The 22818-nt window shown below is 74.4% G+C and carries 18 protein-coding genes; 3 read left to right on the top strand and 15 right to left on the bottom strand.

Translation table 11 applies throughout. The features are described from left to right. Positions 1-24: 24 nt before the first annotated feature. From ASG41_RS19795 to hisI, 9 genes are all read right to left on the bottom strand, one after another. The gene (locus tag ASG41_RS19795) at positions 25-1509 is read right to left on the bottom strand and encodes a glutamate synthase subunit beta (protein WP_056299406.1); all 1485 of its coding nucleotides are present in this window, start codon (positions 1507-1509) and stop codon (positions 25-27) included. Positions 1510-1559: 50 nt separating this feature from the next. Next, a complete protein-coding gene (gltB, locus tag ASG41_RS19790) occupies positions 1560-6227 on the bottom strand; it encodes a glutamate synthase large subunit (RefSeq protein ID WP_235564938.1) in 4668 nt (1555 codons plus the stop codon). Between the two features lie 386 nt (positions 6228-6613). Next, on the bottom strand, positions 6614-7624 hold the full coding sequence (lgt, locus tag ASG41_RS19785) for a prolipoprotein diacylglyceryl transferase (protein ID WP_082557149.1): 1011 nt from the start codon (positions 7622-7624) through the stop codon (positions 6614-6616). Beyond that, positions 7621-8430 (bottom strand): tryptophan synthase subunit alpha, encoded by an 810-nt coding sequence (gene trpA, locus ASG41_RS19780; protein WP_056299399.1) that lies wholly within the window; start codon positions 8428-8430, stop codon positions 7621-7623. Before trpA ends, lgt begins: the two co-directional genes overlap by 4 nt. After that, complete coding sequence (gene trpB / locus ASG41_RS19775; protein WP_056299800.1) at positions 8427-9752, bottom strand: tryptophan synthase subunit beta; 1326 nt, start codon at positions 9750-9752, stop codon at positions 8427-8429. The genes trpA and trpB overlap by 4 nt, the downstream gene beginning before the upstream one ends. A 119-nt stretch (positions 9753-9871) precedes the next feature. Next, positions 9872-10681 (bottom strand): indole-3-glycerol phosphate synthase TrpC, encoded by an 810-nt coding sequence (gene trpC / locus ASG41_RS19770; RefSeq protein WP_200939144.1) that lies wholly within the window; start codon positions 10679-10681, stop codon positions 9872-9874. Positions 10682-10797: 116 nt separating this feature from the next. Continuing rightward, entirely contained in the window at positions 10798-11478 is a 681-nt protein-coding gene (locus ASG41_RS19765) for a Trp biosynthesis-associated membrane protein (protein WP_056299394.1), read from the bottom strand. Then, positions 11475-13001, bottom strand: coding sequence for an anthranilate synthase component I (locus ASG41_RS19760; protein WP_056299390.1), 1527 nt, complete (start codon positions 12999-13001; stop codon positions 11475-11477). The genes ASG41_RS19765 and ASG41_RS19760 overlap by 4 nt, the downstream gene beginning before the upstream one ends. Then, entirely contained in the window at positions 12988-13344 is a 357-nt protein-coding gene (hisI, locus tag ASG41_RS19755) for a phosphoribosyl-AMP cyclohydrolase (protein WP_235564937.1), read from the bottom strand. The genes ASG41_RS19760 and hisI overlap by 14 nt, the downstream gene beginning before the upstream one ends. Before the next feature lie 112 nt (positions 13345-13456). Between hisI and ASG41_RS19750 the strand changes: the two genes are divergently transcribed. Continuing rightward, positions 13457-14569, top strand: coding sequence for a diguanylate cyclase (locus ASG41_RS19750; protein WP_056299383.1), 1113 nt, complete (start codon positions 13457-13459; stop codon positions 14567-14569). Positions 14570-14593: 24 nt separating this feature from the next. Here the strand turns inward: ASG41_RS19750 and ASG41_RS19745 are convergent, their stop codons facing one another. Genes ASG41_RS19745 through ASG41_RS19735 form a run of 3 tightly spaced genes read right to left on the bottom strand, consistent with a single transcriptional unit; the run spans position 14594 to position 17188 of the window. Beyond that, positions 14594-16252 carry an FAD-binding dehydrogenase gene (locus tag ASG41_RS19745; RefSeq protein WP_056299380.1) on the bottom strand — a complete coding sequence of 553 codons (1659 nt, stop codon included), beginning with the start codon at positions 16250-16252 and terminating at the stop codon, positions 14594-14596. A gap of 10 nt (positions 16253-16262) precedes the next feature. Further along, the gene (locus tag ASG41_RS23805) at positions 16263-16751 is read right to left on the bottom strand and encodes a hypothetical protein (protein ID WP_157519557.1); all 489 of its coding nucleotides are present in this window, start codon (positions 16749-16751) and stop codon (positions 16263-16265) included. A gap of 11 nt (positions 16752-16762) precedes the next feature. After that, entirely contained in the window at positions 16763-17188 is a 426-nt protein-coding gene (locus ASG41_RS19735; RefSeq protein WP_056299375.1) for a hypothetical protein, read from the bottom strand. Positions 17189-17357: 169 nt separating this feature from the next. On the opposite strand from ASG41_RS19735, the gene ASG41_RS19730 reads away from it, so the two are divergent. Then, positions 17358-17765, top strand: a complete 408-nt coding sequence (locus tag ASG41_RS19730) for a cupin domain-containing protein (RefSeq protein ID WP_200939143.1) — start codon at positions 17358-17360, stop codon at positions 17763-17765. Between the two features lie 40 nt (positions 17766-17805). Here the strand turns inward: ASG41_RS19730 and ASG41_RS19725 are convergent, their stop codons facing one another. From ASG41_RS19725 to ASG41_RS19715, 3 genes are all read right to left on the bottom strand, one after another. After that, positions 17806-18228: a hypothetical protein gene (locus ASG41_RS19725; protein ID WP_056299372.1), complete on the bottom strand. Its 423-nt coding sequence runs from the start codon at positions 18226-18228 to the stop codon at positions 17806-17808. A 93-nt stretch (positions 18229-18321) separates the two neighbouring features. Continuing rightward, positions 18322-20136, bottom strand: a complete 1815-nt coding sequence (locus ASG41_RS19720; RefSeq protein WP_056299367.1) for an ABC transporter ATP-binding protein — start codon at positions 20134-20136, stop codon at positions 18322-18324. Continuing rightward, a complete protein-coding gene (locus ASG41_RS19715; protein WP_235564936.1) occupies positions 20133-22079 on the bottom strand; it encodes an ABC transporter ATP-binding protein in 1947 nt (648 codons plus the stop codon). The genes ASG41_RS19720 and ASG41_RS19715 overlap by 4 nt, the downstream gene beginning before the upstream one ends. Positions 22080-22195: 116 nt before the next feature. Between ASG41_RS19715 and ASG41_RS19710 the strand changes: the two genes are divergently transcribed. Further along, positions 22196-22801, top strand: a complete 606-nt coding sequence (locus ASG41_RS19710) for a TIGR03085 family metal-binding protein (protein WP_056299365.1) — start codon at positions 22196-22198, stop codon at positions 22799-22801. The last annotated feature ends 17 nt before the right edge of the window (positions 22802-22818 follow it).

The following is a 22818-nucleotide window of genomic DNA, read 5'->3' as shown; positions in this document are numbered from 1 at the left end:
ATCGCGGCGGGCCGGGCCGAGACGTCAGCGGAGCGCGACCGCCGTCGGGGTGATCGGACGGGGCAGCATCGAGGAACCGGTCAGCCAGGTGTCGACGGCGCCGGCGGCGGCGCGACCCTCGGCGATGGCCCACACGATGAGCGACTGGCCCCGGCCAACGTCACCGGCGACGAAGACCCCGGGGACGGTGGACATGAACTCGGCGTCCCGGACCACGTTGCCGCGGGCGTCGAGCTCGACGCCGAGGCCCTCGACCAGGCCCTCCTTCTGCGCACCGGTGAAGCCCATGGCCAGGAACACCAGGTCGGCGGGGAGCTCGCGCTCGGTGCCCTCGACCTTGGTGAACCTGCCGTCGACCATCTCCACGTCGTGCACGGCGATGGCCCGGACGTGACCGTCCTCGTCGCCCACGAAGCGCTCGGTGTTGACCGAGTAGAGCCGGTCACCGCCCTCCTCGTGCGCGGAGGACACCTTGAGCACCATCGGGTACGTGGGCCAGGGGTTCTTCGGTCCCCGCGAGGACGGCGGCTCGGGCATGATCTCCAGCTGCGCGACCGAGGCCGCACCCTGCCGGTGCGAGGTGCCCAGGCAGTCCGCGCCGGTGTCACCGCCGCCGATGATCACCACGTGCTTGCCGTGGGCGTCGATCTCGGGCCGGTCGACCAGGCCCAGGGCCTGCCGGTTGCCACCGGGCAGGAACTCCATCGCCAGGTGGATGCCCGCCAGGTCGCGACCCGGGGCCGGGAGGTCCCGGCCGATGGTGGCGCCACCGGACAGCACGACGGCGTCGAAGTCGGCACGCAGCTGCTCGACCGACAGGTCCGAGCCGGGGGCCCCGACCTCGACACCGGTGACGAACCGGGTGCCCTCGGCACGCATCTGGTCCAGCCGGCGGTCCAGGTGGCGCTTCTCCATCTTGAACTCGGGGATGCCGTAGCGCATCAGCCCGCCGATGGCGTCGGCCCGCTCGTACACGGTGACCTCGTGGCCGGCCCGGGTCAGCTGCTGCGCGGCGGCCAGACCTGCGGGCCCCGAGCCGACGACGGCGACCTTCTTGCCCGACAGCTCGGCCGGCGGCTGCGGCTCCACCCAGCCCTCGGCGAAGGCGCGGTCGATGATCTCGACCTCGACCTGCTTGATGGTCACCGGTGACTCGTTCAGGTTGAGCACGCAGGAGCCCTCACAGGGCGCCGGACACAGCCGCCCGGTGAACTCCGGGAAGTTGTTCGTGGCGTGCAGCCGCTCGACGGCCTCCCGCCAGTCGTCGCGGCGCACCAGGTCGTTCCACTCGGGGATCAGGTTCCCCAGCGGGCAGCCGTGGTGGCAGAACGGGATGCCGCAGTCCATGCAGCGCGCTGCCTGGGTGCGCAGCGCCGCCGTCCCGAAGGCCTCCTCGCCGCCCTGCTGGCGCTCGAGGTAGACCTCCTTCCAGTCCCGGATCCGGACGTCGACCGGACGCCGCGGCGGGGTGGCCCGCTCGAACTTGAGGAAACCGGTGGAGTCAGGCACAGCAGGCCTCCTGGAGGGAGCAGGGACGGGGGACGCGAGGGGTGCGGGGGTCAGCCACGAGCGGCCTCCATGACGGCGCGGTCGACGTCGTGACCGGCGGCCTCGGCGGCCCGGGCGGCCTCCATGGCGCGGCGGTAGTCGCGCGGCATGATCACGCTGAACCGCTCGGACCACCGGCCCCAGTCGGCCAGCAGCGAGCTGGCGACGGCGGAGCCGGTCTCGTCGCGGTAGCGGGTCAGGGTGGCCCGCAGCCACAGCGAGTCCTCGCCGGACAGCGACTCGACGTCGACCATCTCGCCGTTGACCCGGTGCTTGGCCAGGTCCAGCACGTAGGCGATGCCACCGCTCATGCCGGCGGCGACGTTGCGGCCGGTGGCGCCCAGGATGACCGCACGGCCACCGGTCATGTACTCGCAGGCGTGGTCGCCGACGCCCTCGACGATCGCCAGCGCACCGGAGTTGCGGACGCAGAAGCGCTCGCCGACCCGACCGCGCAGGAAGATCTCCCCGCCGGTGGCGCCGTAGCCGATCACGTTGCCGGCGATGACGGCGTCCTCGGCGGCGAAGGTGGCCTCCAGCGCCGGGCGGACGACGATCCGGCCGCCGGACAGGCCCTTGCCCACGTAGTCGTTGGCGTCCCCCAGCAGGGTCATGGTGATCCCGGCCGGGACGAAGGCGCCGAAGGACTGGCCCGCGGAACCCTCGAAGGTCAGGTCGATGGTGCCCTCGGGCAGGCCCTCGCCGCCGAAGCGGCGGGTGACCATGGCGCCCAGCATCGTGCCGACGGTGCGGTTCACGTTGCGGACCGGCAGCTGCAGGCTGACCGGCCGGGCGTCGAGCAGGGCGCCCTCGCACAGCTGGATCAGGGTCTGGTCCAGCGCGACGTCCAGACCGTGGTCCTGGCCGCGGACCCGGCGACGCGGGGCACCCTCGGGCAGCTCGGGCACGGCGAGCACCGGGGCGAGGTCCAGCCCGGCGGCCTTCCAGTGGTCGACCGCCGCGCGGGTCTCCAGCACCTCGGCCTGGCCGACGGCCTCCTCGATGGACCGGAAGCCCAGCTCGGCCAGCAGCTCGCGGACCTGCTCGGCGAGGAACTCGAAGAAGGTGACGACGAACTCGGGCTGGCCGGTGAACCGCTTGCGCAGCTCGGGGTTCTGGGTGGCCACCCCGACCGGGCAGGTGTCCAGGTGGCAGACGCGCATCATCACGCAGCCGCTGACCACCAGGGGCGCGGTCGCGAAACCGAACTCCTCGGCGCCCAGCAGCGCGGCGACGACGACGTCACGGCCGGTCTTCATCTGCCCGTCGACCTGCACGGTGATGCGGTCGCGCAGGCCGTTGACCAGCAGGGTCTGCTGGGTCTCGGCCAGGCCGAGCTCCCAGGGCGAGCCGGCGTGCTTGAGCGAGGTCAGCGGCGCGGCACCGGTGCCGCCGTCGTGACCGGAGATCAGCACGACGTCGGCGTGGGCCTTGCTGACCCCGGCCGCGACGGTGCCGACCCCGACCTCGGAGACCAGCTTGACGTGCACCCGCGCCTCGTTGTTCGCGTTCTTGAGGTCGTGGATGAGCTGCTTGAGGTCCTCGATGGAGTAGATGTCGTGGTGCGGCGGCGGGGAGATCAGACCGACCCCGGGGGTGGAGTGCCGGGTGCGGGCGATCCAGGGGTAGACCTTCGAGCCCGGGAGCTGACCGCCCTCACCGGGCTTGGCGCCCTGGGCCATCTTGATCTGGATGTCGTCGGCGTTGACCAGGTACTCGCTGGTCACCCCGAAGCGGCCACTCGCGACCTGCTTGATCGCCGAGCGGCGCAGGTCGCCGTTCTCGTCGGGGGTGAAGCGGTCGGCGTCCTCACCGCCCTCGCCGGTGTTGGACTTGCCGCCGAGGCGGTTCATCGCGATGGCCAGGGTCTGGTGCGCCTCCTGGGAGACCGAGCCGTAGCTCATCGCCCCGGTGGAGAACCGCTTGACGATCTCCGAGACCGGCTCGACCTCCTCGATCGGGACCGCGGGGCGCAGGCCCTTCTTGAAGTCGAACAGACCACGCAGCGTCGAGGCCTCGCGGGAGAGCTGGTCGACGGCGTCGGTGTACTTGCCGAAGACGTCGTACTGCCGCGAGCGGGTGGCGTGCTGGAGCAGGAAGACCGTCTCGGGGTTGAACAGGTGGACCTCGCCCTCGCGGCGCCACTGGTACTCACCGCCCACGGTGAGCTTGCGGTGGGCGACCTCGGTGGGGTTGGAGGGGTAGGCCCGACGGTGGCGCATGGCCACCTCCTCGGCCAGCACGTCCAGCCCGACGCCACCCAGGGTGGAGGAGGTGCCGGTGAAGTAGCGCTCCACCAGGTCCTTGGACAGGCCGACGGCCTCGAAGATCTGCGCCATCGTGTACGAGCCGACCGTGCTGATGCCCATCTTGGACATCACCTTCAGGACGCCCTTGCCCATCGCCTTGACCACGTTGCGCACGGCCTGGGCCGGCTGCACGCCGGTGAGCAGGCCGTCGCGGATGAGGTCCTCGACGCTCTCGAAGGCCAGGTAGGGGTTCACCGCGGCCGCGCCGTAGCCCAGCAGCAGCGCGACGTGGTGCACCTCGCGGCAGTCGCCGGACTCGACGACCAGGCCGACCTCCATCCGGGTGCGCTCGCGCACCAGGTGGTGGTGGACCGCCGCGGTCATCAGCAGAGACGGGATCGGGGCGCGCTTCTCGTCGCAGTCCCGGTCGGACAGCACGATGACCCGGGCGCCGGCGGCGATGGCCTTGCTGACCTTGACCTGCAGGTCGGCGACCGCCTTCTCCAGCGCCGCACCGCCACCGGTGACGTCGAAGTGCCCGGTGATCCGCACCGCGGCGAAGCCGGGGAGGTCCCCGTCGTCGTCGATGTGCAGGATCTTGGCCAGCTCGTCGTTGTCGATGACCGGGAAGGGCAGCACGACCTGACGACAGGACGCCGGGGTGGGCTCGAGCAGGTTCTGCTCGGGGCCGAAGGTGCGGCCCAGGCTGGTGACGAGCTCCTCGCGGATCGCATCCAGCGGCGGGTTGGTCACCTGGGCGAAGAGCTGCCCGAAGTAGTCGTAGAGCAGCCGGGAGCGGTCCGACAGCGCGGCGACCGGGGTGTCGGTGCCCATCGAGCCGATCGGCTCGGCGCCGCTGGCGGCCATCGGCTGCAGCAGGACGCGCAGCTGCTCCTCGGTGTAGCCGAACAGCAGCTGGCGACGGACGACGGACTCGTGGCTGGGCCGCGAGCGGCGACGCTCGGGCAGCGAGGGCAGGTGGATCAGCCCGGCGTGCAGCCAGTCGTCGTAGGGGTGCTCGGCGGCCAGGGCGCCCTTGACCTCGTCGTCGGCGATGATCCGGCCCTGCGCGGTGTCCAGCAGGAACATCCGGCCCGGCTGCAGGCGGCCCTTGGCCACGACGTCGGCGGCGGGGATGTCGAGCACGCCGACCTCCGACGCCAGCACGACGACGTCGTCCTTGGTGCGCCACCAGCGACCCGGGCGCAGGCCGTTGCGGTCCAGCACGGCGCCGATCTGGGTGCCGTCGGTGAACGCGACGCAGGCCGGCCCGTCCCAGGGCTCCATGACGGCGGAGTGGAACCGGTAGAACGCCCGGCGGGCGGCGTCCATCTCGGCGTGGTTCTCCCACGCCTCGGGGATCATCATCAGCACGGCGTGCGGCAGCGAGCGGCCGGACAGGTGCAGCAGCTCCAGCACCTCGTCGAAGGTCGCGGAGTCGCTGAAGTCCGCGGCGGTGACCGGGAAGACGCGGTCCAGGCCGAGCTCGCTGGCGGGGCCCGCCGGGCCGTCGAACAGGGCCGTGTCCAGCTTGGCCTCGCGGGCCCGCATGCGGTTGCGGTTGCCCTTGATGGTGTTGATCTCGCCGTTGTGGGCGATGACGCGGAAGGGGTGCGCCAGCGGCCAGCTGGGGAAGGTGTTGGTGGAGAACCGGCTGTGCACGAGCGCGATGGCCGACTCGTACCGCTCGTCGGTCAGGTCCGGGAAGAACGCCGGCAGCTGGTCGGTGGTCAGCATGCCCTTGTAGGTCACGGTCCGCGAGGACAGCGAGGCGAAGTACAGCGAGCTGCCGGCGTCGGCCGCGGCACGCTCGGCCCGCTTGCGCAGCACGAAGGCCCGCCGCTCCAGGCGGGTGACCCCGTGGCTGGTGGTGTTCCCGCCGAAGGCGGTCGCGTCGGCCCGGGCAGCGGTGCCCTCGGCGACGAAGAGCTGGGCGAAGTGCGGCATGACCGCGAGCGCGGTGGGGCCTATGTCGGCAGCCTGGGGCGCGATGGGCAGCTCGCGCCACCCCAGGACGACGAGGCCCTCCTCGGCGGCCAGGCGGGCGACGTCGGTGACCCGCTCGGCCCGCGCGGCCTCGTCCTGCGGCATGAAGGCCACACCGACGGCGTACTCCCCGGCCGGCGGCAGGTCGAAGTCCACGCTGGCGCGCAGCAGCGCGTCGGGGACCTGGGTCAGGATGCCGGCGCCGTCCCCGGAGTTGGGCTCGGAACCGGCGGCACCCCGGTGGTCCAGGTTGTGCAGCGCGGTGAGGCCCATGGCCACGATCGACCGTGAGCGCCGGCCCTGGGCGTCGGCCACGAAGGCGACACCGCAGGCGTCGTGCTCGTTGGCGGGGTCGTAGAGACCCTGGGCCTGCGGCACGGCCGAGAAGGGCACTCCGGTGCGGAGCGCGACTCCAGCGGACTCGGGCGAGGTGGAGACAGACATCGGTCACTCCCGTCGTCGGCGCGGCCCGCGGCGGCCGGGGGGAGCCGGTGCGTGGCGGGGGCCGGGTGGGTCAGGTGCGGGCGGGGGCGGTGCAGGTGCGGGCTGGTGCCCGCGGGTGGGTCGGTGTCTCGTGCCGGCGGTCCGTGGTCAGGGCGGGGTCAGGCCGGTCCGTGCGGCGTGCCCGAGGGCGCTCGCGCTCCCGCGGTCGGGTGCCCGCGGGGTGTCGTGCGCGGGGCGTCGCTGGCCCGTTCCGACAGGGTCGGTACACCCAGGATCGCTGGGTGACCTCGGGGCGAGCGTACACAGAGTGGACACACTGGCGACACGCCCAGGCAGTGAGGCGAACGTCTCCCCGAGCGGGGGTGCCGCCGTGGCTGACGCCGTGGTCAGGGACGGTCTCCAGGAGACGCGGAAGGGCTGGTGGGGGGCGGGTCCGCGGGGCTGTCCCGGGCCGGCGAGGAGCCGGTCCGCGAGGCCTCGGCGTCGGCTGCAGCCGTGGGCGCCACACCGTCGGTGGGGTCCTCGACCGGGGTGCTGTCGGCGGCCTCGTCGTCGACCGCGGCCCGGGCCTCCTGGCCGCGGGTGAGCAGCTCCCGCGGGCGGCCGCGCTGCCAGACCAGGTAGGCCACCGCGAGCACGCCGACGATCACGGCGGTGAACACGTTGAGGCGCAACCCGAAGAACCGCTCGGCGGTGTCGATGCGGAGCATCTCGATCCAGCCACGGCCCAGGCAGTAGCTGGCGACGTACAGCGCGAAGGCCCGGCCGTGCGAGAGCTGGAAGCGCCGGTCGGCCCAGACGACCAGGGCCGCCGCGGCCAGGTTCCACAGCAGCTCGTACAGGAAGGTGGGGTGGAAGGTGGCGAACTGCTCGTAGCCCTCCGGCCGGAACCGGGGGTCGATCTCCAGCGCCCAGGGCAGCGTCGTGGGACCGCCGAAGAGCTCCTGGTTGAACCAGTTGCCCAGCCGGCCGACCGCCTGGGCGACCAGCAGGCCCGGGGCCAGCGCGTCGGCGAAGACCGGCAGCGGGATACCGCGACGGCGGCAGGCGATCCACGCACCGACCCCACCCAGGACGATCGCGCCCCAGATGCCCAGCCCGCCCTCCCAGATGTAGAGGGCCCGCACCGGGTCGCCGTTCTCACCGAAGTAGGGCTCGGGGGTGGTGAGCACGTGGTAGACGCGCCCGCCGACGATGCCGAAGGGCACCGCCCACACGGCGATGTCCAGCACGTCGCCGGGGGCGCCGCCGCGGGCGACGAAGCGCCTCTCGGTGATGACCGCGGCCAGCACGATCCCGGCGATGATGCACAACGCGTAGGCGCGCAGCGGGAACGGCCCGATCTCCCAGGTGCCCTGACTGGGGCTGGGGATGGCGGCGAGCAGCTCGGTGGTCACCGGCGCCGGACCCCCTCGGCGAGGTCGGCGGACAGGGCGCGGACCCCGTCGGGGCCGTGGCCGTCCAGCAGCTGTCGGACGTAGGCCGAACCGACGATGACGCCGTCGGCGAAGGCGGCGACCTCGGCAGCCTGGTCGCCGTTGCTGACCCCGAGGCCGACGCAGACCGCCAGGTCGGCGCCCGCGGCCTCACGGGTGCGGGCGACGAGCACCTCGGCGGCGTCCCCGACGGTGGCCCGGGTCCCGGTCACGCCCATCGTGGAGGCGGCGTAGACGAACCCGCGGCAGGCCGCGGTGGTGGTGGCCAGCCGGGCCGGGGTGGAGGACGGCGCGACCAGGAAGACCCGGTCCAGCCCGGCCTCCTCGCTGGCCGCGATCCAGGCCGCGGCCTCGTCGGGCACGAGGTCGGGGGTGATGGCCCCCGCTCCCCCGGCGGCGGCCAGGTCGGTGGCGAAACGCTGTACGCCGTAGCGCTCGATCGGGTTCCAGTAGCTCATGACGACCGGCACCGCACCGGCCTGCGCGACGGCGGCCACGGCGGTCAGCACGTCGGCCATGCCGACCCCGGCCTGGACCGCGACCTCGACGGCCTCCTGGATGGTCGGGCCGTCCATGCCGGGATCGGAGTAGGGGACGCCGATCTCGACGACGTCGGCACCGCCCTCGACCGCAGCCACCATGGCCTCGATCGAGCCCGGCACGGTCGGGTACCCGACCGGCAGGTAGGCGATCAGCGCGGAGCGGCCCTCGGACCGGGCGACACCGATCCGCTCGGCCAGCAGGCTGGTCGTGCCCGGGGCGCTCACAGCGCGTCCCCGTCCTGCACGGTGGTCTCCTCCGGGGTCCCCAGCGCGGGACCGGGCTCACCGCCGTGCCCGTCCTCGACGGCTCGCTCGTCGGAGTCGGTCGGGGCGTCACCCCGGGTCCCGCCCAGGCCGAACCAGGCGCTGGCGGTCTCCACGTCCTTGTCCCCCCGGCCGGACAGGTTGACCAGCAGCAGCGCGTCGGGACCCAGCTCGCGGCCCAGGGTGATCGCCCCGGCCAGGGCGTGCGCGCTCTCGATCGCCGGGATGATGCCCTCGGTCCGGCACAGCAGCGCGAAGGCCTCCATGGCCTGGCTGTCGGTGACCGGGCGGTACTCCGCGCGACCCAGGTCGTGCAGGTGGCTGTGCTCGGGGCCGACCCCGGGGTAGTCCAGCCCGGCCGAGATCGAGTGCGACTCGACGGTCTGCCCGTTGGCGTCCTGCAGCAGGTAGGAGCGGGCGCCGTGCAGCACGCCCGGGTCGCCGCCGGTGATCGAGGAGGCGTGCCGGCCGGTCTCGACGCCGTCGCCACCGGCCTCCAGGCCGACCAGCCGCACGTCGGCGTCGGGCACGAAGGCGGTGAAGATGCCGATCGCGTTGGAACCGCCACCGACGCAGGCCAGCACCGCGTCGGGCAGCCGGCCCTCGCGCTCCAGCAGCTGCGCGCGGGCCTCGTCGCCGATGACCCGCTGGAAGTCCCGGACCATGGCCGGGAAGGGGTGCGGGCCGGCGACGGTGCCGAAGACGTAGTTCGTCGTCTCCACGTTGGTGACCCAGTCGCGGAAGGCCTCGTTGATGGCGTCCTTGAGGGTCTTGGACCCGGTGGTCACCGGGATGACCTCGGCACCCAGCAGTCGCATCCGGGCGACGTTGAGCGCCTGGCGGCGGGTGTCCTCCTCGCCCATGTAGACCGTGCAGTCCAGGCCCATGAGCGCGGCCGCGGTCGCGGTGGCCACGCCGTGCTGACCGGCGCCGGTCTCGGCGATGACGCGCTTCTTGCCGATGCGCTTGGTGAGCAGGGCCTGACCCAGCACGTTGTTGATCTTGTGCGAGCCGGTGTGGTTGAGGTCCTCGCGCTTGAGCAGCACCCGGGCGCCGCCACAGTGCTCGGCGAAGCGGGGCACCTCGGTGATCGGGGAGGGCCGGCCGGTGTAGTCGCGGTGCAGCCGCTCGAACTCGGCCAGGAACACCGGGTCCACGCGCATCTGCTCGTAGGCCTCGGTCAGCTCGTCGAGGGCCGCGATGAGCGCCTCGGGCACGAACCGGCCGCCGTAGGGACCGAAGTGCCCGGTCGCGTCCGGCCACTCCGGGCGCGGCCTGGTCAGGCTGGCTACGGGGGTGGGCGGGGCGGTCGTCGCAGTCACCCCACCAGTGTGGCTGGGCGGTCCGACAAACCGGCTACCGGGTGCTGGTCAGCGCGGTGGGACCGGCCGGCGGGGCGCGCTCAGCGGGTGGGGCGGGGGGTGGCGGGGTGAGACCCCGCCGTGACCAGGTCCGCGACGGCCTGGCGCGGGTCGGCCGAGGTGACCAGGCCCTCCCCCACGAGCACCGCGTCGGCACCGGCGCCGGCGTAGCTGATCAGGTCGTGCGGGCCGCGGACGCCGGAGGCGGCCACCTTGACGACCTCGGTGGGCAGCCCGGGGGCGATGCGCTCGAACGTGGAGCGGTCGACGTCGAGCGTGGTGAGGTCGCGGGCGTTGACCCCGATCACCGAGGCGCCGGCCTCCAGCGCACGGTCGGCCTCGGCCTCGGTGTGCACCTCCACCAGGCCGGTCATGCCCAGGGACTCGATCCGCTCGAGGAGCCCGACCAGGGCGTTCTGCTCCAGGGCGCCGACGATCAGCAGCACGACGTCGGCCCCGCAGGCCCGGGCCTCGTGCACCTGGTAGCTGGACACGACGAAGTCCTTGCACAGCACCGGGACGTCCACGGCCGCGCGCACGGCGGCGAGGTCGGCCTGGGTGCCGTGGAAGCGGCGGCGCTCGGTGAGCACGCTGATCACCCGGGCACCGCCGGCGGCGTACTGCACGGCCAGCGAGGCCGGGTCTGCGATGTCGGCCAGCGCGCCCTTGCTGGGGCTGTTGCGCTTGACCTCGGCGATGACGCCGACGCCGGGGGCACGCAGTGCGGCGAGGGCGTCCAGGGAGGGCCGGGCGTCGCGGGCACGGGCCTGCACCTCGACCAGAGGGGTCGCTGCCTGGCGGGCGGCGACGTCCTCGCGCGCGCCGGCCACGATGTCCATCAGGACGTTCACGCTCGGTCGTCCCCTGGGTTGCTCACTGGATGCCACATCAGGCTGGTCCCCTCACCGGTCGGATCGGTGGACACACTGTAGAGAAGCGGCCCGGCAGCGTCCGCACGGGGTTGCGCTCACCGCCCGGGCTCCCGGGTGGCGTCGTCCCGGGGGTCGTCGGTGGGGTCGGTGCCGTTGTCCAGGGCCTTCCAGGCGGCCTGGTGCCGGTCCTCGGCGGACTCCGGCCGGGACGGCTGCCGGCGGGCGGGCTCGGCGGCGCCGGGGGTGCGCTCGTAGCGCCGTCCCAGGCCTGGCCAGGAGCGGCCACGCAGCACGACGAGGACGCCGGCGACACAGCCGAGCACCCCCCCGAGGGCGGCGAGCACCGGCCAGGCGGCACTGGTCGCGACGTCGACGGTGGCCCCGCCCAGCCCGATGACCGAGCCGCCCAGGTCCCCCGTGCCGACGTCGACCGAACCGGTCAGCGCCCGGACGCCGGAGACCACGAGCACGCCACCGGCGACCGCCGTGAGCAGCCCGACGGCGACCCGGCCCCACCCGCGGACCGCGAACAGCGCCACCGCCCCGGCCAGCAGGAGCAGGCCGGTCGCGGGTACCAGCGGGGCCAGCTCGCCGCCGGTGAGCACGTCGGCGTAGGGCGGCAGCGGTGGCTGCCGGGTGACGGTCACGTCGGCCCAGGGCTGTCCGCCGGAGGACAGCGCCAACGCGCCGGCCACGGCGCTGAGCAGCACCGCCGCGGTGAGTTCGCGCCGGGTGTCCCGCGCGGGGCGGGCCGGTGTCTCGGGGGGCTGGGTCACGACAGCTCCCGCAGCCCCTCCGCGGTGGCGATGGCCGACAGCACGGCACGGGCCTTGTGCCGGGTCTCGGCCTCCTCGGCGTCGGCGTCGGAGTCCGCGACCACCCCGGCACCGGCCTGCACGTACGCCGTCCCCTGGTGCAGGACGGCGGTGCGGATGGCGATGGCCATGTCCATGTCGCCGCCGGCGTCGAGGTAGCCGACGGTGCCGGCGTACAGCGCCCGGCGGGTGGGCTCCAGGGACTCGATGACCTCCATCGCGCGGGGCTTGGGGGCCCCGGAGACGGTGCCGGCGGGGAAGGTGGCGTCGAAGACGTCCAGCGCGTCCCGGTCGGGGGTCACCTGACCGGCGACCGTGGACACCAGGTGCATCACGTGGCTGTAGCGCTCCACCCGCATGAAGTCCGCGACCTCGACCGTCCCGGGCACGCAGACCCGGCCCAGGTCGTTGCGGGCCAGGTCCACCAGCATCACGTGCTCGGCCCGCTCCTTGGGGTCGGCGAGCAGCTCCTCGGTCAGCCGCGCGTCCTCCTCCGGGGAGCCACCGCGCGGCCGGGTGCCGGCCGGCGGGTGCACGACGGCGTGGTCGCCGGTGACGGTGACCAGCGCCTCGGGCGAGGACCCGACGACGTCGAAGGGCGACTCCCGGCCGGCGAAGCGCAGCAGGTACATGTACGGCGAGGGGTTGGTCGCCCGCAGCACCCGGTAGAGGTCCAGCGCGTCGACGTCGGTGGGCCGGGAGAACCGCTGGGACAGCACGGTCTGGAACACGTCGCCGGCCCGGACGTGCTCGCGGACGGCCTCCACCCCGGCCTGGAAGCCACCGGGCGGGGTGTTGCTGACGACCCGGTCGTAGACCGTGCCGGGGTCGGCGGTCACCACGGTCGCCACCCCGGGCGGGGACGCCTGGGTGAGCGCGTGCGCCATGTCGTCGAGCCGGGCCGTGGCGTCCGCGTACGCCTGCGGGGTCCCGGCGAGCGCGTTGGCGATGAGCAGCACGGTGCCGTCGTGGTGGTCGAGGACCGCCAGGTCGGTGACCAGCGTCATCGCCAGCTCGGGCATGCCCAGGTCGTCGACGGCGGTCTGCGGCAGCCGCTCCAGCCGCCGGACGACGTCGTACCCCAGGTACCCGACCAGCCCGCCGGTGAGCGGTGGCAGGTCGGCGGCGTGCGGGGTCGACTCCCGCGGGCTGCGCAACCGCCGGGCCAGCGTCCGGACGGCGTCCAGCGGGTCGGTCGGCAGGTCCTCGGTCAGTCCGGGCAGCGGGTCACCCAGCCACAGCGCGGCGCCGTCGCGCTCGGTGAGCACGCCGGCGCTGCGGACGCCCACGAAGCTGTACCGGGACCACTGCTTCCCCTGCTCGGCGGACTCCAGCAGCACGGTGCCCGGCCGGTTGCCGGCGAGCTTGCGGTAGACCCCGACGGCGGTCTCGGAGTCGGCGAGCAGCCGGCGGGTGACGGGGACGACGGGGCCCGGTGCCGCGGCGAAGTCGGCGGCGGACGGGAGGGTCTCACCCAGCCGCACGGGAGACCTCCAGCGAGCGGTGGAAGCAGGACCGCTCCCCGGTGTGGCAGGCCGGGCCGGTCTGGTCGACCAGCAGCAGCAGAGCGTCGCCGTCGCAGTCGACCCGGACCTCGCGCACCGCCTGGTGGTGCCCGGACGTGGCGCCCTTGACCCAGTACTCGCCCCGGCTGCGCGACCAGTAGGTGGCCTCCCCCGTGGCCAGGGTGCGGCGCAGTGCCTCGTCGTCCATCCAGGCCAGCATCAGCACCTCGCCGGTGTCGTGCTGCTGGGCGACGGCGGCGACGAGGCCGTCGGGGGTGCGTCGCAGCAGGTCGGCGACGGCGGGGTCGAGAGCGGGAGACACGCCGACCAGTCTGGCAGCCGCGCGGGGACCCCCCGGTGCCACGGTCCACCCGCGCGGGGACACCGCCCCGCACCCGGGGGGCGGGGGCCGCTGCTGCGTGCTCTGATGTGCCGTGCCCGCCGCGCTGAACCCCCTCACCGCGCGGTTGGCCGACCCCGCGCAGGAGGACCGCTTCCTGGCCACCCAGCTGCCGGGACTGCGCCGGGACGTGCTGCTGGTGGCCGGTCTGGTGCTGGCCTACAACGTGGTCTTCTTCGTGGTCAACCTGCTGCGGGGGCCGGCGTGGGGCTTGGTGGGCCTCACCGACCACGTGGTCGTCGGCGCGGCCAGCGTGGTGCTCGCGCTGGTGGTCCGCCGCACCACCAGCTACCGCACGACGGCCCGGGTGCTGGTCGCGGGGTTCGCCGTCTACGCGGTGGTCGCGCTCGCCCTGGGCGGGGACCGCACGCCCACCGGGTGGCTGCTGCTGAGCCTGCACACGGCGGCGATCCTCTGCCTGCACGCCCGGCTGCCGTTCCCGGTGACCGCCACCCTGGTGCCGGCCTGGTCGGTGGCCAGCCTGCTGGCGGCGACCACGGCCGGCATCGACAGCCGGGACCTGACCACGGCCGTGGCGCTGGTGGGCACCGCCGTCCTGGTGGGGCTGGCGGCGGCCTACCGCGTCGCGGCGCAGGCCCGGCTGCTCTTCGCCCAGACCGAGGCCCTGGAGCGGCAGACCACCCTGGACCCGGTGACCGGTCTGCCCAACCGGCGGGGCTGGGAGGAGGCGTTGCAGCGGGAGTGGGAGCGGTGCGCCCGGGAAGGCACCCCGCTGGGCCTGGTGGTCGTCGACGTGGACCACTTCAAGCAGGTCAACGACACCTTCGGCCACGCCGCGGGCGACCGCGCACTGGTCGTGGTGGCCGGGCTGCTCTCGGCGGCGCTGCGGCGCCCCGGCGACCTCGCCGCCCGGATCGGCGGGGACGAGTTCGCCCTCCTGCTGCCCGGTACTGACGCCGAGGGCACCGCGTCCACCGCGAGCCGTCTGCTGGCCGACGCACGGCGGGCCCGGGCCGCCGCCCCCGACGACGCCGCGGAGGCCGGGCTCACCGTGAGCGTCGGCGTGCACTGCACGCGGCCCCGCACCGCGGGCGCCGCCGAGACCGCCGCGGCGGTGTCGGCCGCGGACGCCGCCCTGTACCGGGCCAAGGCCGCCGGCCGCGACCAGGTCGCCGGCGCCAGCTGACCCGACAGGTGGGTCCGGCCCCCCTCAGAGGGCCGCGGCGACCGCCCGTCCGGCGACCCGGCCGGAGAACAGGCACCCGCCGAGGAACGTGCCCTCCAGCGAGCGGTAGCCGTGCATGCCGCCCCCGCCGAACCCGGACACCTCCCCGGCCGCGTACAGCCCCGGGAACACCTCGCCGCCGGGCTGGAGCACCCGGCCGGAGAGGTCGGTCTCCAGCCCGCCCAGGGTCTTGCGGGTGAGCAGGTTGAGCCGGACGGCGATCAGCGGGCCCGCCTCGGGGTCCAGCATCCGGTGCGGCGGGACGACCCGGATCAGCTTGTCGCCCAGGAACCGGCGGGCGGCCCTGATGGCGGTGACCTGGCCGTCCTTGGAGAAGCGGTTGGCCGTCTCGCGGTCCCGGGCGACGATCTCGGCCTCGACGACGGCGGCGTCCAGGTGCGGGGTGTCGCCGGTGACCCGGTTCATCCCGGCGACCAGCTCGGCGACGGTCGGGGCGGTCACGAAGTCCACGCCCCGGTCCAGGAACGCCTGCACCGGCGCGGCCGGGCCGCCGCGCACCCGGGTGAGCAGGAGCTTGAGGTCCTTGCCCGTCAGGTCCGGGTTCTGCTCGGAGCCCGACAGGGTGAACTCCTTCTCCACGATCTTCCGGTCCAGCACGAACCAGGTGTGCTCGTGACCGGTGGTGCCGATGTGCGCGAGGGTCCCCAGGGTGTCGAAGCCGGGGTAGAGCGGGACGGGCAGCCGCTTGCCGGTGGCGTCGAGCCACAGCGAGCTGGGCCCGGGCAGGATCCGGATGCCGTGCCGGGCCCAGATCGGGTCCCAGTTCTCGATGCCCTCCGTGTAGTGCCACATCCGGTCGGGGTTGACCACGCTGGCGCCCGCGGCCTCGGTGGCCTGCAGCATCCGGCCGTCCACGTGCGCCGGGACCCCGGACAGCAGCCGCTCCGGGACCGGACCGAGCCGGGCCGGCCAGTTGGCCCGCACCAGGTCGTGGTTGGCCCCGATCCCCCCGGAGGTGACGACGACGGCCTGCGCGCCGAGCTCGAACTCCCCCACCTCGGTCCGCGAGGTGGCCTCACCACGGGCCGCGGACGACGGTTCGAGCACCCCGCCGCGCACGCTGGTGACGGCGCCGTCGGTGACGACCAGGGCGTCCACCCGGTGCCGGAACCGGACGTCGACCAGGCCGCGGGCAACGGCCTCTCGCACCCGCCGCGCGAAGGGCTCGACGATGGCCGGGCCGGTGCCCCAGACGATGTGGAAGCGGGGCACCGAGTTGCCGTGGCCGGTGGCGGTGTAGCCGCCCCGCTCGGCCCAGCCGACGACGGGGAAGAAGCGGATGCCCTGCTCCCGCAGCCAGGCGCGCTTCTCCCCCGCGGCGAACTGCAGGTAGGCCTCGGCCCACTGCCGGGGCCAGTGGTCCTCGGGCCGGTCGAACCCGGCCGTGCCCGACCAGTCCTGCCGGGCGAGCTCCAGGGAGTCCCGCACCCGCAGCCGGCGTTGCTCGGGCGAGTCGACCAGGAACAGCCCACCGAAGGACCAGAACGCCTGTCCGCCCAGGTTCGCCTCGGGCTCCTGGTCCAGCAGGAGGACCCGCTTGCCGGCGTCGGCGAGCTCGGCGGTGGCGACGAGACCGGCCAGGCCGGCCCCCACCACGATGACGTCAGCGGTGTCGGTGGTCACACCGGGGAGGTTAGCCCGGGGTGCCCCGGCGCCGGGTCCACTCCCGGACCGGCCGCTGGCACGCCAGGACGAGGGCCCCGATCGGGCCGACGGTCATCAGCACCGCCCACCAGGTGGCCCGTCCCCCGCCGAGGGAACCGAAGAGCACGGCGATCCCCAGCAGCCCCAGCAACGGGGGGATGCTGCCCAGGGCCAGCACCAGCCAGCCCCGCGCCCGACCCAGCAGCACCAGCACAGCACCGACCGCGACCCAGACCGCCATGGCCACCAGGACGCCGACCGGCCAGCCCGGCACCTCGTCGAACCCCGCGCCGGGGTCGACCAGCAGCCAGGTCAGGTACGCCAGCTCCAGCACCACCAGGCCGCCGAAGACCGCCGCGAACGGCACGAGCAGTGGGCGTCCGGGTTGCAGCGGGGCACGGGTGCCGCGCTGCGAGGCAGGACGCGCGGCGCGGGGCGAGCGCCGCACCGGCGCGCTCGGACGGGGCTGCTTGGCCATGGCGGGTGAGCCTAGGGCGCCGGGTCCGGCACGGGCCGTCGGTCCTCGTGCCGCCTCGCGGCCAGCCAGCTGCCCGTGGCCGGCAGCCACACGCACACCACTGCCGCGACGGCCGACACGCAGAGGGCCGACGGCCAGAGGAGTTCGCCGACCGACCAGACGTCCAGGCCCGTGGACGCGTACGCGGCGGTGAGCAGGGTCAGTCCCGCGGTGAGTGCGTCCCGGCTCCGCCCCGCGCACAGCCGGTGCGTCCCCACCAGCGTCAGGACGCACCCCGCAGCGAGCGGTGCCCCCGTCGGGAGGAAGGCCACAGCGAGGGCGAAGGGCATCAGCAGGACCGCGTAGACGCCGAGGAGGACGGACAGCACCACGGCAGTGACGGCCGGTCCGGGCATCGACGGGGCGGGGACCGGCTCGGGGCCGGACGAGGCGGTCATGCGGTCCAGCCTCGGGGCGACGACGTCACCCCGAGGGGCGCCGTCGCGGTCTGTGGATCCAGCCCGTCGTGTGGACGACGGCCGGCACGGAACGCCCGGGTGTGCACGGTGGACCACCCCGTGATCCACAACGCGCTTGACCTGCCCCCCGGCGGGGCAAGAGGTGGGCATGGCAGCCAAGGACATCGTGCACTTCGACATCGCGACCGTGGCCGAGAAGAGCGCCGACTTCCGTCGCGTGCTCTGGACCGGCGAGCACTCCCAGCTGGTGATCATGACCATCCCGCCGGGTGGCGAGATCGGCGAGGAGACCCACGACGAGAACGACCAGATCCTGTCCTTCGTCAGCGGCGTCGGGAAGGCCGTGATCGAGGGTTCGTCCAAGACGGTCAAGCCGGGCGAGATCGTCGTCGTCCCGGCCGGGACCAAGCACAACTTCGTCAACGACGGCCCGAACCCGTGGGTGCTCTACACCGTCTACGGCCCGGCCGACCACGCCGACGGCGCGGTGCACCACACCAAGGAGGAGGCCGACGAGCTCGAGGCGTCCGGCCAGGACGAGCCGCCGACCAGCTGACCCACCCCGCCGGGCAGCCGTCCCCGGCGCGCCCGCCCGCTCAACCGCGGGCGGCGCGCCGGGCGGCGACCCAGTGCCGGACGACGGGCAGCGAGCCCAGCACGACCGCCAGCAGCGGCCCGCCGCCGAGCCACAGGAGGGCCGCCGGGTCCTCGCGCAGGTCACCGGCGGCCAGCCCCACCCCGACGAAGCCGACGCACAGCGCCGAACCCAGCACGAGCACCAGCCAGGACCGACCGGTCAGCAGCAGCACCGCACCGACCAGCACGAGCAGGAACGCCACCGCCGGCACCGCACCGAGCACCGCACCGCGCCAGTCCTCGTAGCCCAGGGACAACAGCCCCACGAAGAGCGCGAAGAACGCGACCGGGAGCGCACCGACCAGGCCACAGCCCGCGGCGAGCCAGGCGACGACCGGGGCGACCCGGCGGACGGGGGCGGCAGGGACGGTGACCGTGGACATGCCCGGGAACCTAGGTCCCTGACCAGCCCGGACGCCGCCGACGCGCCCACCCGCAGCGCACGGGAGGGCGGCCGTCGACGGCGACGAGCGGTGTCAGGCCGGCGTGCGGGCGGCCCCCGACGACCGGCGCCAGGAGGCGTGCAGCCCGGCGTAGACCCCCGGTGCGTCGACCAGCTCGGCGTGCGTGCCCCGCTGCACGACCCGGCCGGCGTCCACGACCAGCACCTCGTCGGCCCGCTCGGCGGTGGACAGCCGGTGCGCGATGGTGATCGTCGTCCGACCGCTGGTGAGGGTGTCCAGGGCCCGGGTGAGCCGGGCCTCGGTCGCCGGGTCGACGGCGCTGGTGGCCTCGTCCAGCACCAGCAGGTCGGGGTCGGCGACGTAGGCGCGGGCGACGGCGACCAGCTGCCGCTCCCCCGCCGACAACGACTCCCCGCGCTGCCCGACCGCCGTCGCCACGCCGTCGGTCAGGCCCTCCACCCAGTCACCCAGACCCAGCTCGTCGAAGGCGGCGGCGACGTGCGCGTCGGTCATCCCGGGCTTGCCGTAGCGGACGTTGTCGGCCACCGAGGCGTCGAAGAGGAACCCGTCCTGGGGGACCATCACCACGCGCTCGCGCAGCGAGGCGAACGCGATCTCCGCCAGCGGCACGCCGCCGACCAGCACCCGGCCGGAGCTGGGGTCCATCAGCCGGGTGAGCAGCTTGGCGAAGGTGGTCTTGCCCGAGCCGGTCTCGCCCACGACGGCGACCCGGGTGCGCGGGGCGATCTCCAGGTCGACGTCGTCCAGGGCCGGGCGGGCGCCCGGGGCGTAGCGGAAGACGACGTGGGAGAACCGGACGCCCAGCGGCCCCTCGGGGAGCGCCCGGCCGTCGACCGGGTCCTGGACGTCGGGCTCGGTGTCCAGCACGTCGAGGACCCGGCGGAACCCGGCGACGGCGTTCTGCGCCTCGTTGAGCACCTCGCTGGCGGTCTGGACGGGTGCGACGAAGAGGGTGACCAGGAAGAGGAAGGCGATCAGGGTGCCGGCCGAGATCTGGCCCCCGATGCCCAGCAGCACTCCGACCACGACCACCGCGGCGTTGGCGACGGCGGCGACGAACTCGCCGCTGACGTACACCCCGGCGGTGGTCTTCTGGGCCTGCACCGAGGCCCGGTAGTGCCGGTCGATGGCGGCGTCGATCCGGGCGGCGGTGCGGCCGCGGATGCCGTAGGCGCGCACGGTGGGGGCGCCGACGACGGACTCCCCGACCGCGGCCAGCACGTCGCCGACCCGCTCGCGGACGACGCCGTAGACCGCGGCCAGCCGCTTGGCGAACCACTTGACCGCGAAGCCCAGCGGGATGAAGCAGACCAGCACCAGCAGGGTCAGCTGCCAGGAGTAGACGGCCATGACCACGGTGGCGACGACGAGCTGGCCCAGGCTGACCAGGCCGAGCACACCGCCCCACTGCATGAAGACCGACAGCTGGTCGACGTCGCTGGTGACCCGGGAGACCAGGTTGCCGCGGCGCTCGCCCTGCTGGTGCAGCACGGAGAGGTCGTGCACGTGCCGGAAGGCGCGCACCCGCAGGTTGGCCAGCGCGGTCTCGGTGGTGCGGAAGAGCCGGACGTTCATCCGGTAGACCGCGACCGCGGTGACCAGCACGACCAGCGCGCAGACCGCGACGAGTTCGCGGACCAGCGGGATGTCCGGGCCGCCGGCGGCACCCAGACCGCGGTCCAGGGTCTGCTGCACCGCGATCGGGACGACGACCCGGCCGGCGGTGGCGAGCAGGGCGAGGGCGAAGGTGGCGGGCAGACCGCGGCGGAACTCCGGCATCATCCGCAGGCCGCGCCGCAGCGTGGCGGTGGCGGTCTCGGTGGGCCGTTCGGTGAGCCCGGTGGCGGGCTCGGCGACGGCGGTCACGCCTGGGCCCCGGCGGGCTCGGGCTCGGCGGCGGTGACGGCGTCCGGTGGCTGGTAGGCCTGGACGAGCCGCGCGTAGCCGGGCACCTGGGCCAGCAGCTCGGCGTGGCTGCCGCGGGCCACGAGCCGGCCGCGGTCGATCCACACGACCTCGTCGGCCAGCGAGATGGTGGCCTGCCGGTAGGCGACCACGACCACGGTCGCCGGCTGGTCGGTGCTGCGCAGGGCGTCCAGGATCCGCGCCTCGACGCTGGGGTCCACGGCGCTGGTGGCGTCGTCCATGACCAGCAGCCGGGGCCGGCGGACGACGGCGCGGGCCAGGGCCAGGCGCTGACGCTGGCCGCCGGACAGGCTGGCGCCGCGCTCACCGACGCGGGTGTCCAGGCCCTCGGGCAGCCGGTCGACGAAGTCCTCGGCGGCGGCGACGCGCAGTGCGGCGTGCACCTCGTCGTCGCCGATGTCGGCGCCCAGGGTGATGTTGCCGCGGACGGTGTCGTCGAAGAGGAAGGTGCCCTGGGCGACGAAGGCCGCCTGGGTGGAGACCTCGCCCTCACGCAGGCTGCGCACGTCGACGCCGTCCAGCAGGACCTCGCCGGAGTGCGGGTCGACCAGCCGGACCAGCAGCCCGGCCAGCGTGGACTTGCCCGAGCCGGTGGGGCCGACGACGGCGACGGTGCGGCCGGCCTCGACGTCGAAGGTGACCCCGTGCAGGACGCGGTTGGTCCGCCCGTCGGCGTCGGTGTGCCCGAAGTCGACAGCGCGGACGCCGACCCCGGCACCGGTGGGGCCGCCGGCGGCGGCGTCCGGGCCGTGGGGGGTCTCCCCCTCGGCCGCCAGGACCGGGGCGACCCGGTCGTAGCCGGCCAGTGCGCGGGGCAGGTCGGCGAGGACCCAGCCGATGGCCCGGATCGGCAGCGCGAGCAGGGTGAACAGGTAGGCGATGGAGACCAGGTCGCCGGCGTTGGTGGACCCGGTGGCGACCTGGTCGGCCCCGACCAGCAGGACGGCGAGGGTGCCCAGGTTGGGCAGCGCCTCCATCATCGGGTCGAACAGCCCACGGACCCGGCCGACGGCGACCAGGCCGTCGCGCAGCTCGTCGGCACGGACGCCGAAGCGCTCGGTCTCGGCGGCCTCCCGGCCCAGCGTCTTGACCACGAGGGCGGCGTCGAAGGACTCGTGGGCGATCTCGGAGACCTCGGCGCGCAGCTGCTGCGCGCGGGCCATCCGCGGGCTCATCACCTGGGAGTAGACGGCGTTGGCCAGGAAGACCAGCGGGAAGACGACCAGCCCGACGACGGCCAGCAGCGGGTCGGTGAGGAACAGTGCGACCACGGTGATGACCACCATGACGATCGCACCGCAGGCGAAGGGCAGCGGGGCGACGAAGAACCAGCTGGCCTCGACGTCGGAGTTGGCGTTGGACAGCAGCTGGCCGGTGGGGTGGCGCTGGTGCCAGGACAGCGGGAGCCGCAGGTACTGCCCGGTGACCCGGCGCCGGTACTCGGCCTGCAGCCGGAAGCTCATGATCCCGGCGAAGAGCCGGCGGCCGATGATCCCGACGATCTTGAGGACGGCGACGCCGAGGATGGCCAGCGTGGCCAGCCACAGCGCCCCGGCGGTGACCGAGCCGCGCTCGAAGCTGGGCAGCACCAGGCGCTCGGTGATGCCGCCGATGACGTAGGCGCTGGCCACGGTCATGGCGCCGTACAGGCTGCTGCCCAGCACGGCGAGGGTGAACATGCCCGGCTGCTCGCGGACGGCCTTGGCCACGTGCCGGAAGCCGCGGCGGACGACCTTCTTCTGCTCCCGCTCGCTGCGGACGGTGACGTCGCCGGTGCGGGTCCGTCCGGCCGGGACGGCGGAGGGAGGGGCGTTCTCGGGCGTGGGGGTGGTGACCTGCTCCGGGGCGGGAGCGGGGGCGGGACTGGTGCTGCGCGGGGGCACGCGTCTCCCTCGGGTGGTGCTGCTGGGTGTCGGCTGAGCCTACTCGGGGTCCTTACCTCGGCTACGCGCTTTTCGTTCCCCGCGCCCGGCGCCGACCGACCCGGTAGAACGGGCTGGTGAGCGACTCCCCCGCACCCCTGTCCCGGACCGAGCGCGCCGCGCTCGCCGACCTGCTCACCGAGCTGGGCCCCGACCGACCCACCTGCTGCGAGGGCTGGACGACCGCCGACCTGGCCACCCACCTCGTCATCCGGGACCGGCGTCCCGACACCGCCCCCGGCGCCGTCCTCGGCGGGCCGTTCGGTCGCTGGACCGAGCGGGTCGCGGCCCGCACGAAGCTGGAGACGCCGTGGCCGGAGCTGCTGGAGAAGCTGCGCAGCGGCCCGCCGGCCCTGCTGCCGACGGCGTGGGGCCCGGTCGACGCGGTGCTCAACACCGCCGAGATGACGGTCCACCACGAGGACGTCCGACGGGCCCAGCCCGACTGGACCCCGCGCGCCCTGCCCCGCTCGGCGCAGGACGTCCTGTGGGGCCAGGTCGGCTTCATGGCCCGGACCCGCTCCCACGAGGGCGGTCTCGAACTGCGCCGCAGCGACACCGGGGCGTCCAGGACCGTGCGGTCGGGGCAGCCGCTGACCACGGTGACCGGCGAGCCGCTGGAGCTGCTGCTGTGGGCCGGTGGCCGGGATGCCGTGGCGCGGGTGGAGGTCACCCGGGCCTGAGCGGGCACCCCGGTCCT

Origin of the sequence: Modestobacter sp. Leaf380, assembly GCF_001424485.1 — a bacterium.
GTDB lineage: Bacteria > Actinomycetota > Actinomycetes > Mycobacteriales > Geodermatophilaceae > Klenkia.
This window is presented reverse-complemented; position numbering and strand designations above follow the sequence as displayed.